Origin of the sequence: Oceaniglobus trochenteri, assembly GCF_020529025.1 — a bacterium.
GTDB classification, from domain to species: domain Bacteria; phylum Pseudomonadota; class Alphaproteobacteria; order Rhodobacterales; family Rhodobacteraceae; genus Oceaniglobus; species Oceaniglobus trochenteri.
The window spans coordinates 33,171-44,994 of record NZ_JACNMM010000011.1 but is presented as its reverse complement, the minus strand read 5'-3'; the positions used below and the strand labels follow the sequence as shown (position 1 = coordinate 44,994).

Below are 11,824 nucleotides of genomic sequence, written 5' to 3'. Positions count from 1 at the left end.
CATGGTCAAACGACGCCCGATCGAAGCGCCAACCCCCGAGGAACTGAGCCGGTACGAGGCCGAGTTTCGCCGCGAAACCAAGGTATCGGCGCCGCCCATTGCCCAGGTATCGGCCGCAGCGGCCCGCGCGATGCAACCCGCAAGCGCCGATATCCGTGCCGAGCAGGCCCGCGACCGGACCGACGCCGACCGCCTGCGCAACGCCGAGGCGCGCGGCCTTGTCATGGCCGAAATCCCCCTGGACGAGATTGCCCCCGACATCCTGGTGCGCGACCGCACGGTGATGGACAAGGCCGAGCTGGACGAGCTCAAGTCGTCCATCGCCACATCGGGCCTGCGCCTGCCCATCGAAATCTATCCCCTGCCCGAGGGTGAGGGGAACCGGCGCTTCGGGCTGCTGTCGGGCTATCGCCGCCTGCTCGCGGTGCGCGAGCTTTTGGCCACCACCGGCGATGAAACCTATCGCACGATCCGCGCCCTGGTGCGCGATCCGCAGGACACCAGCCATGCCATGGTGTCGATGGTCGAAGAGAACGAGGTGCGCGCCGCGCTCAGCCAGTTCGAAAGGGGGCGCATCGCCGCGATCTCGGCCAAGCAGGGCGCTTTCGACAGTACCGAGGCGGCCGTGAATGCCCTGTTCGCCCAAGCCAGCAAGGCCAAGCGCAGCAAGGTGCGGTCCTTCGCGCTGATCTTCGAGGAGCTGGGCGACATGCTGAGCTTTCCCGAGGCTCTGACCGAAAAGCAGGGGCTGCGCCTTGCCACGGCGCTGCGCGACGGGGCCGAACCGCAATTGCGTGCCGCACTGGCCGCCGGTGCGGCAGAGGGCCCGCAAGAGGAATGGGCGTTGCTGGAAGCCGCGCTGGAGGCGCTGACGGTGAAGCGCAAGCCGGCGAGGGGTGGGCGGCCTCGATCCGCTGCTTCGGGATGGGACAACGCCGACACCCTGCGCCTTGAGAATGGCGTGGTGCTGCGCCGCGCCAGCGATGCGTCGGGCCATACCTTGCGAATCGAGGGCAATGGGATCGACGATGCCACGATGGATCAGGTGATGCGCGAGGTTCAGCGGTTGCTGGAGGGCCGCTAGGTTTCGCGGCGAAACCGGGCAGGGCAGGGCGCCCTTGCGGAATCGGCGCCCTGGATATACATTTCAGTATGTCTATCATTTTTTCGGAGGCTGGAATGCAGGTTGCAAGATGGGGCAATTCCCTGGCGGTTCGTCTGCCCGCCGCATTGGTGCGCAAGCTGCACCTGAAAGAGGGTGACAGGATTGATCTGGTGGCCGGTGACGACGCCATGACCGTATTGCGCCAGCCCCGCCCCGACGAAGTGCTGGAAGGGCTGCGGCGGTTTCGCGGTCGGCTGCCCGCCGCAGACCGGCTAAGCCGCGACGACCTGCATGAGCGTTGAATTCGCCGACACGAACATCGTTCTCTACCTGCTGGACGACGGACCCAAGGCCGACCGGGCCGAGGCGATCCTGGGGCAGGGGCCGCGCATCAGCGTGCAGGTCCTGAACGAGGCGATGGTGAACTGTCGGCGCAAGGCGGGCCTCGACTGGGACGACACCGGCGCCTTCCTGGCCGGTATTCGTGCCCTTTGCCCGGTCGAGGAGCTGACCGTCCAGACCCACGACGTGGGCCGCGCCCTGGCGCAACGCTATGGGTTTTCGGTCTATGACGCGATGATCGTCGCTGCCGCGCTGATTGCGGGCTGTACCACGCTCTGGACCGAAGACATGCACGCGGGCCTTCTGGTGGAAGGGCAACTGCGGCTGGTCAATCCCTTCGTCTGACCGGCAGGCGGCGGGGCAGGGGGGCTGCCAAACACCCCGATCGCGTTTCGTGGCGAAACCGCCCGTTCGGCCAGCTTCCGCACCCCGGTCATTTCAGGAATTGCCAGCCCGGCCCCGGCGTGAAATATCGCCCCCATCACCCGCAACATCACGAGGCCGCCATGAGCAGTGAAACCCAGGTCCGCGACGCGGCTGCCCCCACGCCCGACACCGCAGGCCGTGACCGGCTGGTCATCGCGCTGCTGCTGGTTTCGGCCTTCACCGTGATCCTGAACGAAACCCTGATGAGCGTGGCTCTGCCCCGGTTCATGGATGCGCTTGGCGTTTCGGCCAATGCCGTGCAATGGCTGACCACGGCCTTCCTGCTGACGATGGCGGTGGTCATTCCGATCACCGGCTACCTGATCCAGCGGCTGCACACCCGCACGATCTTCCTCATGGCGATGAGCTTTTTCTCCATCGGGACGGCGGTCTGCGCCGTGGCACCGGGAATCGGAACGCTGATCTTCGGGCGCGTCGTTCAGGCGGTGGGCACGGCGATGATGATGCCGCTGCTCATGACAACGGTGATGACGCTGGTCCCCCCGGAGAACCGGGGCAAGACCATGGGCAACATCTCGATCGTCATTTCCGTGGCCCCGGCCATCGGACCCACCATTTCGGGCATCATCCTGAACTTTCTCAGCTGGCACTGGCTGTTTATCCTCGTGCTGCCGATCGGGCTGGGGTCGCTGGTGCTGGGCTATCTGCGGCTGGTCAATGTCACCACGCCGCGCCGCGTGCCGCTTGACCTTTTGTCGGTGCCGCTTTCGGCGGTGGGGTTCGGCGGGCTGGTCTATGGCCTGTCGGCCCTTGGCGAAAGCCGGGGCGAGGGGGCGGCGATGTCGCCCTGGGTGCCGGTGGCGGTCGGGGGCGTGGTGATGGCGCTGTTCGTCTGGCGCCAGATTGTCCTTGGCCCGCAGGACCGGGCGCTTCTGGATCTGCGCACCTTCCGCATCCGGGTGTTCACCGTCTCGGTGGCCATGCTGGCGCTGGCGATGATGTCGTTGTTCGGCATGATCATCCTGCTGCCGATCTACATGCAGAACGTGCTGGGCATGTCGCCGCTGGAATCGGGGCTTCTGCTGTTGCCGGGCGGCTTGCTGATGGGCCTGCTTGCGCCCTTCATCGGGCGCATGTTCGACAGGGTGGGCGCGCGCAAGCTGGTGATTCCGGGGGCGGTGCTGGTCAGCGGATCGTTGTGGTTTGCCACCACCTTCGATGCCCACAGCCCGATTGCCCTGGTGCTGGCGGGCCATCTGTCGCTGAGCGCGGGGCTGGCCCTGCTGTTCACGCCGCTGTTCACGTCCGGCCTTGGGTCATTGCCGAAAGAGCTTTACTCCCATGGCAGCGCGGTGATCGGCAGCGCCCAGCAGGTGGCGGGGGCGGCGGGAATCGCGCTTTTCGTGTCGATCATGACGATCCGCATCGAATCCCAGCTTTCGGGGGGCGCGACCCTGGTGGATGCCACGGCAAGCGGGCTGCACGATGCCTTCCTTTGTGGTGCGGCGCTTTCGCTTCTGCTGATCGTGGCGGGCTTCTTCGTGCGCCGCCCACCCGACCAGGCCTGACCGCAGCGGCCTGTGCGGCCGCTTCCGAGAATACCGGACTGATCGACCCGGCAGGACAGGCGCCTGCCGGGCTTTTCCTTTGCGCGGCCCGAAAATTGTTTCCGATACGTATTGACAGGTGATCGATACGTATTGATGATGATTGGCATGAAGAATCCAGCCCGGATCACCCAGATGGATGTTGCCCGCCTTGCGGGTGTGTCGCAAGCGACGGTGTCGGCGGCCCTGGCGGGCGGGCGCGATGTGGTGGCCGCCGAAACGATGGAGCGGATCGACGCCGCCATCGCCGAACTGGGCTATCGTCCGAACCGGTTTGCCCAGGCGTTGCGCACCCAGCGGTCGATGACCATCGCCTGCGTCGTGCCTGACCTGGCCAACCCCTTCTATCCCTCGCTGTTCCTCGGCGCCCAGGCGGTGGCCGAGGCTGCCGATTTCGATGTCGTCGCGGTGAATTCGGGCGGGCAGAGGGCCCGTGAGATGGCCGTGGTGCAGGCCGCCTGCGAAGGGCGCTATGACGGTGTCGTCGGTGTTTTCTTTTCCCTCGGCGCCCGCGATTTCACGGGCATGGTCGAGGCGGGCGTGCCGCTGGTGCGGATCGAGGCGTCGCGCAAGCGGGGCGGCCCCCTGGCCATCGACGATCTTTACGTCGACAACTACGCCGCCGCCCGCAGCCTGGTCGAAGGGCTGATCGCGCAGGGGCATCGCCGCATCGCCATGGTGGCCGGGCGCGGCGGCCCCGAAACGGTGCGGGTCATGGGCTATCGCCGGGCGCTGGAAGCTGCCGGTGTCGAGGCGCAGATCTGGGAGGACAGCGATTTCTCGGACGAGGGCGGGCGCCGTGCCGCGCGCCGCTTCGTGGCCGCAGGTGCAAGGGCAACGGCGGTCTTTGCCGCCAACGACCTGATGGCGATCGGCGTGATGCAGGAACTGGCCGCGGCCGGGCTGAACGTGCCGCGCGACATTTCGGTTGTCGGCTTTGATGACATCCACGCCGCGGGCCTTGTCACGCCGGGCCTGACCACGGTGTCACTGCACCAGGACAAGATGGGCCGGCGCGCCGCGGAAATGCTGCTTGAGCGGATCACCGGCAAGGCCAGCGGTCCGGCCCGGATCGAGGAATGCGCCTATCACCTGCGCGAACGCGGTTCGACCGGACCGGCGCGGCAGGATGTGAACGACTGACGGCAAATCAAGGGAGGTAAGAGAATGAAACACGTATCCATGAAAATGACGGTGGCGGGTGGCGCTCTTCTGGCGTTGTCGGGTGGGGCCATGGCCCAGGAAAACATCAGCTTCTGGTATGAATCCGCCAATCCCGATCAGCAGGTCTGGATGCAGGATATCCTGATCGACGGCTTCGAGGCGGAAAACCCGGATTACAAGCTGACGATCGACTATCGCGGCAACGAACTGGACAAGCAGCTGCGCGTCGCCATGCTTTCGGGCAGCGGGCCGGATGTGGTCTATACGCCGGGGCCGTCCTATGTCGCGCCCATGGCGCAGAACGGGCAGCTTCTGGCGCTGGACGAATACGCCGGGAAATACGGCTGGAACGACTCGATCCTGCCGGTGTTCCTTGAGATGGGCCGCTATGACGGCAAGCTTTACGCCCTGCCCAAGACCTATGAGACGCTGGGCCTGTACTACAACAAGAGCCTGTTCGACGAAAACGGCTGGTCGGTGCCCACCACCATCGCCGAGCTGGAAACCTTGGCCGACCAGATGCTGGAAAAGGACATTCAGCCGTTTTCGGCCGGCAATGCCGACTGGCGCGGGGCCAACGAATGGTTCGTCTCCATCGTCCTGAACTCGGTCGCGGGGCCCGACAACGTCTATGCCGCGCTGAAGGGCGAAATGCCCTGGACGGCCGAACCCTTCGTCGAAGCCATCGAGACGCTGAACGGCTGGTGGGAAAAGGGCTATTTCGGTGCCAACTACTTCTCGATCGAAAGCGGCGAACAGACGATCGACCTGCTGGCCGCGGGCAAGGCGGGGATGTCGCCCAACGGCACCTGGGCCTTCCAGAACGTGCCGACCTATTTCGACAAGGCGGGCACCGAACCCGGATTTGTCGGCTTTCCCAGCAAATCGGGCGATCCGGTCTTCGCGCTGGGGGTCGGTTCGACCTTTTCCATCGCCGCCAGCAGCGATGTGGCCGATGGCGCCGCGGCTGTGATCGACCATATCTTCTCGCCCGGGTTCTACGGCACCATGGGATCGGTCTGGCAGGGGGAATGGAACATGCCCCTGCGCGATCTGTCGGGGGTCGAGATGTCGGCCGACGTGCCGCCGCTTTACACCCAGGCCATGGCCGATCTGGCCGAATCCGTGGGTGAGGGCAGCTATGGCTACACCACCTGGACCTTCCTGCCCCCGGCGACCAACAACGCCCTGATCAACGGCATCGAGGAAGTCTGGCTGGATCGCGTTTCGGTGCCCGAATACCTGGCCACCATCGACGCCCAGTTCCAGACCGAGATGGCCGAAGGCAAGGTCCCCGCGATCCCCAATCGCTGAACCGAACAAGGGGGGCGGTGCGCTGCCCCCCGACGACCAAACCCCGAGGGCCGACATGCACCGCCTCTACGTGATCCCCACACTTGTCATCAACGCCGCGATCATCGCGATCCCGGCGCTTCTGACCATCATGCTGGCGTTCTATCGCTGGGACGGCATCTCGTCGCCGGTCTTCGTCGGCCTGTCGAACTTCGAATCCCTCTGGCACGACCGGGTGTTCTGGACGGCGCTGACCAACAACCTGATCTGGACGGTGATCTTCCTGACCGTGCCCATCGCCATGGGCCTTCTGGCGGCCACCATGATGCTGGTGGCACGTCGCGGCAGCACCTTCTTTCAGGTGGTGTATTTCCTGCCCGTCATCATCGCCACGGCGATCACCGCGCGGATCTGGCAGGGGATGATCTATTCGCCCATCACCGGCATCTTCGGCCTGCTTGAACGCTATGGCCTCGAGGTGGCGAACCCGCTGACCCAGGTGCATACCGCGCTTTACGGCATCGCCGTCGTCGATCTGTGGCACTGGTGGGGCTTTCTCTGCGTGATCTTCTTTGCCGCCCTGCGCCAGGTGCCCCAGGACCAGGTCGAAGCCGCCCGCGTCGAGGGCGCGACCTTCTTTCAACTGATGCGCTATGTCCTTCTGCCGGGGATCAAGCCGACGATCATGCTGATGCTGATCATGACGGTGATCTGGTCCTTCCTGGTGTTCGATTTCGTCTACATCCTGACCCAGGGCGGCCCGGCCTACAGTTCCGAGGTGCTTTCGACCCTGGCCTATCGTTCCGCCTTCTATGACCTGGCGGTGGGCAAGGCGGCGGCGGTGTCGGTCGTGATCTCGATGTTCGGGCTGGTGGCCACCTTCTTCTACATCCGTGCGCAGGCCAAGGAGTTCGAGGAATGACCAATTCCGAAAGCCGCATCACCCTGACGATCACCTATATCGTCCTGGCCGTGTTGCTGTTCATCACGCTGTTTCCCATCGGGCTGATGGTGCTGAACGCCCTGAAACCCGCGACCGAGGTGGTAAGCAACCCGCTGGCCCTGCCCACCGTGGTGCAATGGGACAATTTCAGCCGCGCCTGGGTAGATGCGAAGTTTGCCCGCACGCTGATGAACTCGGCGGTTCTGACGGCGATGACCATCTTCCTTGTCTGCACCACCGGGTCGCTGACCGCCTATGTCCTGGCCCGCAAGAAGATCAAGACCTGGAAGATCGTCACCTTCTACCTGCTGGCCACCACCACCGCGCCGATCCAGCTGTTCATGTTTCCGCTCTACTTCGGCTTTGCGCGGCTGGGTCTGATCAACAATCCGGTGGCCGTGGCCTTCGTCTATACCGCCATCTATTCGCCCTTCGCCATCATGCTGCTGCGCACCTATTTCCTGGCCGTCCCGAAAGAGCTGGAGGAAGCGGCGCTGATCGACGGGGCCACCCATTGGCAGGTGTTCTGGCGCGTGATGCTGCCCATCGTGTCGCCCGGCATCCTGACCGTGGCGCTGATCATCGGGCTTTATTCCTGGAACGAATTCCTGATCGCCACGACCTTCCTGCAAAGCCAGGACCGGCTGACCGCCGTCGTGTCGTTCTTCCTTCTGTCGGGGCAATACAGCACCGACTGGGGCGAGATCATGGCCGCCGCGCTGATCATCGTCCTGCCCATCGTCGTCCTCTTCGTCGCCCTGCAACGCCGCTTCATCGAAGGCATGGCGGGCGGATCGGTGAAGGGCTGAACCATATCCTGCGAGGCATTCATTCCATGACCATCGACCCCAAAGACCACCTGAACCGCATCTATGCCGGTGTGCTCGGCAAACTCATCGGCGTCTACCTGGGCCGCCCCTTCGAGAACTGGCGCTATGACCGGATCATGCGCGAGCTGGGGCCGGTGCGATATTACGTGAACGACAAGCTGGGCGATCCGCTGGTGGTGACCGACGACGATGTGGGCGGCACCTTCGCCTTTCCCCGCGCGCTTGAGGATTACGGCGTGTCGGCCGATCTTTCGGCCGAGGACATCGGGCGGGCCTGGATGAACTACCTGGTCGAGGGGCGGTCGATCCTCTGGTGGGGCGGGGCGGGCAATTCGACCGAACACACCGCCTGGCTGAACCTGGCCAAGGGCATCAAGGCGCCCCTGTCGGGGTCGATCGCCACCAATGGCGCCACCATCGCCGAACAGATCGGCGCGCAGATCTTCATCGACGGCTGGGCGCTTCTGTCGCCCGGAAACCCAGGCCAGGCGGCAAAACTGGCCCGCGCGGCCGGATCGGTCAGCCACGATGGCGAAAGCGTCCATGCCGCCGTGCTCTGGGCGGTGATGGAGGCCGAGGCCTTCAACGGTGGCGATGTGAACCACCTGCTGGACACCGGGCTGCAATACATCCCCGCCGACTGCCTGATCGCGCGGCTGGTGGGCGACATCCGCAAATGGGTGGCCGGAAACGAGGATTGGGAGGACACCCGCCAGCGGATCGAGGACAACTACGGCTATGACAAGCACCCGGGCAACTGCCACGTGGTACCCAACCACGCCCTGATGATCATGGCGCTGCTTCATGCACCCGGCGATTTCCAGCGCGGGCAGATGATCGTCAACACCTCCGGTTGGGATACCGATTGCAACGCGGGCAACCTGGGGTGCCTGCAGGGGATCATGCTGGGGCTTGAGGGCATCGACGCCGGCCCCGACTGGCGCGGGCCGGTGGCCGACCGGCTGCTGATCTCCACCGCCGATGGCGGGCGGTCGATTACCGATGCGCCGGAGATCGCGCTGTGGCTGACCGGGCTGGCCTGCCAGCTGGCCGGCACCACCCCGCCCGAGGCCCCCAAGGACGGCGCCACCTATCATTTCACCCTGCCCGGTTCGGTCCAGGGCTTCCGCGCCATCGACGCGCCGGATGCCGGCGGCTCGGTCCGCGTCACCGGCACCGGGGATGCCTTGGCCATCGACGTCGATCACCTGGCCCCGGGGGGCGAGGCGGCGGTGCTGACCCCGGTCTTCGCCCTGCCCGAGGTGGTGCGCATGCGCTCTTACGACCTGCAGGCCTGTCCCCGGGTCTATCCCGGCCAGGTGCTCCATGCGCGGCTCAGGGCCGAACAGGGGTTTTCCGGCAATGCCCGGGTGCGCCTGCGGCTGCGCCACTATGACGGCTCTGACGAACTTGTGCCGCTGGATGCGCCCGAGGCCACGCCGCTGGTGGCCGGGCGCGCGCAGGATCTGTCATGGACGATCCCCGATCTCGACGGTCAGCCGGTGGCGGAAATCGGGCTGGTGCTGGACTGCCCCGAGGGGCGGGCGAAGGGCCGTGTCCTGCTGGACCGGATGTGGTGGACAGGCACCCCGGATCTGACCCTGCACCGCCCCGCCGATGGCGGCGATTTCTGGCGCCGGGCCTGGGTGAACACCTCGCATCTGTTCTCGAAACACTTTCCGCAGGATTTCCGCATCAGCCAGGACCGCGGCGATGGCATGATCCTGCAAGGGGCCCGCGACTGGACCGACTACACCGTCGAGGCCGATCTCTGGCTGCATGCGGGCGAACGCGGCGGGCTGGTGCTGCGCGCCCAGGGGCAGCGGCGGTTCTATGTCGTGCGCATCACGCGCCAGGGCGAATTGCAGATCGCCCGCCAGATGGACGAGGTTGAGGACATCCTGGCCCAGACCCCCTGCGCGGTCGGCTATGAGACCGAATTCACCCTGCGCGTCACGGTTCGGGGCGACCGGATCAGTGCCACCCTGGGCGATGTCACCCTGTCCTCCGACGATCCGGGCGGGTTTGCGGGCGGCGCCATGGGGCTGAGCGTGACCGAAGGCGCGCTGTCGGCCACCCGCATCCGCATCACCCCCGCGAAAGGAGGCTGACCTTGGCAGACGTTCGTATCGAGAACCTGGTCAAGCACTATGGCACGACCAAGGTGATCCACGGGATCGACGCCGCCATCGCGGACGGTGAATTCGTCGTGCTGGTGGGGCCTTCGGGCTGTGGCAAGTCCACCCTGCTGCGGATGATCGCGGGCCTCGAGGAGATTTCGGGCGGCACCATTTCCATCGGCGGGCGGGTGGTGAACAAGCTGCCCCCGAAACAGCGCGACATCTCGATGGTGTTCCAGAACTATGCGCTTTATCCGCATATGACCGTAGCCGAGAACATGGCCTTTTCCATGACGCTTGCAGGCGCCGACAAGGCCGACAAGGCCAGGGCGGTTCAGCGGGCGGCCGAGATCCTCGACCTCGTGCCGCTTCTAGATCGCAAGCCGCGCCAGCTTTCGGGCGGGCAGCGCCAGAGGGTGGCCATGGGCCGGTCGATCGTGCGCGACCCGGCGGTGTTCTTGTTCGACGAACCCCTGTCCAACCTCGACGCAAAGCTGCGGGTGCAGATGCGCAGCGAGATCAAGGCGCTGCACCGGCGCCTTGGCACCACCATGGTCTATGTCACCCACGACCAGATCGAGGCGATGACCATGGCCGACCGTATCGTGGTGATGCAGGGCGGGGTGATCGAACAGGCCGGCACACCGCTGGAGCTGTTCGACAACCCGGTGAACCTGTTCGTGGCGCAGTTCATCGGCTCGCCCTCGATGAACCTGCTGCCCGCGGTGGCGGAAGGCCCCACGCTGTCGCTGATCGACGGCACCGATACCGGCCTGCCTTTGCCCGAAGGCGTGGACGCGGGGCAGGAGGTGACCATCGGCAAGCGGCCCGAGGATATCCGCCTGGACGCGGGGGGCGGGGGCATTCCGGTGGTCATCACCAGTCTCGAACCCACGGGATCGGAAACCTATGTCGCCGCCGAGCGTGCCGGATCGCCACTGACCGTGGTCAGCCGCGCCCGCCCGACCTATAGCGAAGGCGATACCGTGGGTGCCATCCTGTCCGAAGGGCCGGTGCATTTCTTCGACACCCAGAGCGGCAAGCGCCTTTAGGTGTGCCCCCCCCCGTTCCCGACGAAAACGTGCCAACGCGCGCCGCATTGCGGCAGCGCGGGGGCGCTTTGACCTGTCTTCCCTGCCCGGGGCTTGTAACGGTTGCATCGCCGCTGGCCTGCATCTAATGTTATAACAAATCTTGGGAACAGGTGCAGATGCAGAACATCGCGGCGAAGACGCAACCGGCGGCAGGGTCCGCCTATCGGCTGGACCGCAACAGTGCAATGCCGCTGTATCATCAGCTGTTCATCGACCTGCGCCGCCGCCTGCTGGATGGCGAATGGCAGCCGGGCGATGCCTTTCTGAAGGATTCCGAGATCGAGGAGACCTATGCCGTCAGCCGCATCACCGTGCGCCAGGCCATGTCGCAGCTTGTGGATGGCAACTTCGTCGTGCGCTATCGCGGTCGCGGGTCTTTCGTGGGCAACCTTCCCAAAAGCGGGGCACGGGTGAACCACCGCACCGTTGCCGCCGAGATCGAGTCGTTGGGGCGCCGCGCGACGGCTGAGAACCTGAGATACGAACAGCACATGGTGTCAGAGCTGACCGCGCAGCAACTTGGCATCGAGATTGGCGCCGAGGTGGGCATCCTGAAAAGGCTTCACCTGGGCGACGGCACGCCTTTTTGCCTTGAAAGCATCATGTTGTCCGTCCGCGACTATCCGCAGGTGTTCGACAGGGTGCTGGAGGGCACCGAAACGCTGACCGAAAGCTATCAGCGGTTGGGCATAGACGTGGTGAAATGCGACCAGACCGTCAATGCCGTCATGCTTTCGGACGAACGGCGCGCTCAACTTGGGCTGCGGGCGGATGCGCCGGCGCTTTTTGTCGAAAGGGTAGGGTATTCATCGACCAACCAGCCTCTCGATGTGCGCCGGTTGTATTACCGGACCGACGTGTTTTCGCTGCGCCAGGAAATCATCTGGGGCGGGGCCGACAACAGGATTACCTGAAACCTGTCAACGCGAGGGTTGCCAT

At 65.1% G+C, this 11,824-nt stretch carries 11 protein-coding genes; all 11 read left to right on the top strand.

Translation table 11 applies throughout. The annotated features are described in order from the left end of the window. The first annotated feature begins 1 nt into the window (after position 1). The 11 genes from H7828_RS17785 (at position 2) to H7828_RS17735 (ending at position 11,799) form a co-directional block, all read left to right on the top strand. Positions 2–1,084 carry a ParB/RepB/Spo0J family partition protein gene (locus H7828_RS17785; protein WP_226782412.1) on the top strand — a complete coding sequence of 361 codons (1,083 nt, stop codon included), beginning with the start codon at positions 2–4 and terminating at the stop codon, positions 1,082–1,084. A 95-nt stretch (positions 1,085–1,179) separates the two neighbouring features. After that, positions 1,180–1,407, top strand: coding sequence for an AbrB/MazE/SpoVT family DNA-binding domain-containing protein (locus H7828_RS17780; protein WP_226782411.1), 228 nt, complete (start codon positions 1,180–1,182; stop codon positions 1,405–1,407). Next, positions 1,397–1,792, top strand: coding sequence for a PIN domain-containing protein (locus H7828_RS17775; RefSeq protein ID WP_226782410.1), 396 nt, complete (start codon positions 1,397–1,399; stop codon positions 1,790–1,792). Before H7828_RS17780 ends, H7828_RS17775 begins: the two co-directional genes overlap by 11 nt. A gap of 161 nt (positions 1,793–1,953) precedes the next feature. Continuing rightward, a complete protein-coding gene (locus H7828_RS17770; protein WP_226782409.1) occupies positions 1,954–3,402 on the top strand; it encodes an MDR family MFS transporter in 1,449 nt (482 codons plus the stop codon). A gap of 147 nt (positions 3,403–3,549) precedes the next feature. Further along, positions 3,550–4,584 (top strand): LacI family DNA-binding transcriptional regulator, encoded by a 1,035-nt coding sequence (locus H7828_RS17765; RefSeq protein WP_226782408.1) that lies wholly within the window; start codon positions 3,550–3,552, stop codon positions 4,582–4,584. A 24-nt stretch (positions 4,585–4,608) separates the two neighbouring features. Further along, positions 4,609–5,919, top strand: coding sequence for an ABC transporter substrate-binding protein (locus H7828_RS17760; RefSeq protein ID WP_226782407.1), 1,311 nt, complete (start codon positions 4,609–4,611; stop codon positions 5,917–5,919). 55 nt (positions 5,920–5,974) lie between these two features. After that, the gene (locus H7828_RS17755) at positions 5,975–6,820 is read left to right on the top strand and encodes a carbohydrate ABC transporter permease (protein ID WP_226782406.1); all 846 of its coding nucleotides are present in this window, start codon (positions 5,975–5,977) and stop codon (positions 6,818–6,820) included. Beyond that, complete coding sequence (locus H7828_RS17750) at positions 6,817–7,650, top strand: carbohydrate ABC transporter permease (protein WP_226782405.1); 834 nt, start codon at positions 6,817–6,819, stop codon at positions 7,648–7,650. Before H7828_RS17755 ends, H7828_RS17750 begins: the two co-directional genes overlap by 4 nt. A 26-nt stretch (positions 7,651–7,676) precedes the next feature. Then, complete coding sequence (locus H7828_RS17745) at positions 7,677–9,782, top strand: ADP-ribosylglycohydrolase family protein (RefSeq protein WP_226782404.1); 2,106 nt, start codon at positions 7,677–7,679, stop codon at positions 9,780–9,782. 2 nt (positions 9,783–9,784) lie between these two features. Further along, positions 9,785–10,843: an ABC transporter ATP-binding protein gene (locus tag H7828_RS17740; RefSeq protein ID WP_226782403.1), complete on the top strand. Its 1,059-nt coding sequence runs from the start codon at positions 9,785–9,787 to the stop codon at positions 10,841–10,843. A 158-nt stretch (positions 10,844–11,001) separates the two neighbouring features. Next, positions 11,002–11,799 (top strand): GntR family transcriptional regulator, encoded by a 798-nt coding sequence (locus H7828_RS17735; protein WP_226782402.1) that lies wholly within the window; start codon positions 11,002–11,004, stop codon positions 11,797–11,799. Positions 11,800–11,824: the final 25 nt, after the last annotated feature.

What these genes read in the sequence shown, in the direction of transcription:
- H7828_RS17780 (WP_226782411.1), top strand. Translation starts at nt 1,180, where the DNA reads ATGCAGGTTGCAAGATGGGGCAATTCCCTGGCGGTTCGTCTGCCCGCC.
- H7828_RS17735 (WP_226782402.1), top strand. Translation starts at nt 11,002, where the DNA reads ATGCAGAACATCGCGGCGAAGACGCAACCGGCGGCAGGGTCCGCCTAT.
- H7828_RS17760 (WP_226782407.1), top strand. Translation starts at nt 4,609, where the DNA reads ATGAAACACGTATCCATGAAAATGACGGTGGCGGGTGGCGCTCTTCTG.
- H7828_RS17745 (WP_226782404.1), top strand. Translation starts at nt 7,677, where the DNA reads ATGACCATCGACCCCAAAGACCACCTGAACCGCATCTATGCCGGTGTG.
- H7828_RS17770 (WP_226782409.1), top strand. Translation starts at nt 1,954, where the DNA reads ATGAGCAGTGAAACCCAGGTCCGCGACGCGGCTGCCCCCACGCCCGAC.
- H7828_RS17765 (WP_226782408.1), top strand. Translation starts at nt 3,550, where the DNA reads ATGAAGAATCCAGCCCGGATCACCCAGATGGATGTTGCCCGCCTTGCG.
- H7828_RS17775 (WP_226782410.1), top strand. Translation starts at nt 1,397, where the DNA reads ATGAGCGTTGAATTCGCCGACACGAACATCGTTCTCTACCTGCTGGAC.
- H7828_RS17755 (WP_226782406.1), top strand. Translation starts at nt 5,975, where the DNA reads ATGCACCGCCTCTACGTGATCCCCACACTTGTCATCAACGCCGCGATC.
- H7828_RS17750 (WP_226782405.1), top strand. Translation starts at nt 6,817, where the DNA reads ATGACCAATTCCGAAAGCCGCATCACCCTGACGATCACCTATATCGTC.
- H7828_RS17785 (WP_226782412.1), top strand. Translation starts at nt 2, where the DNA reads ATGGTCAAACGACGCCCGATCGAAGCGCCAACCCCCGAGGAACTGAGC.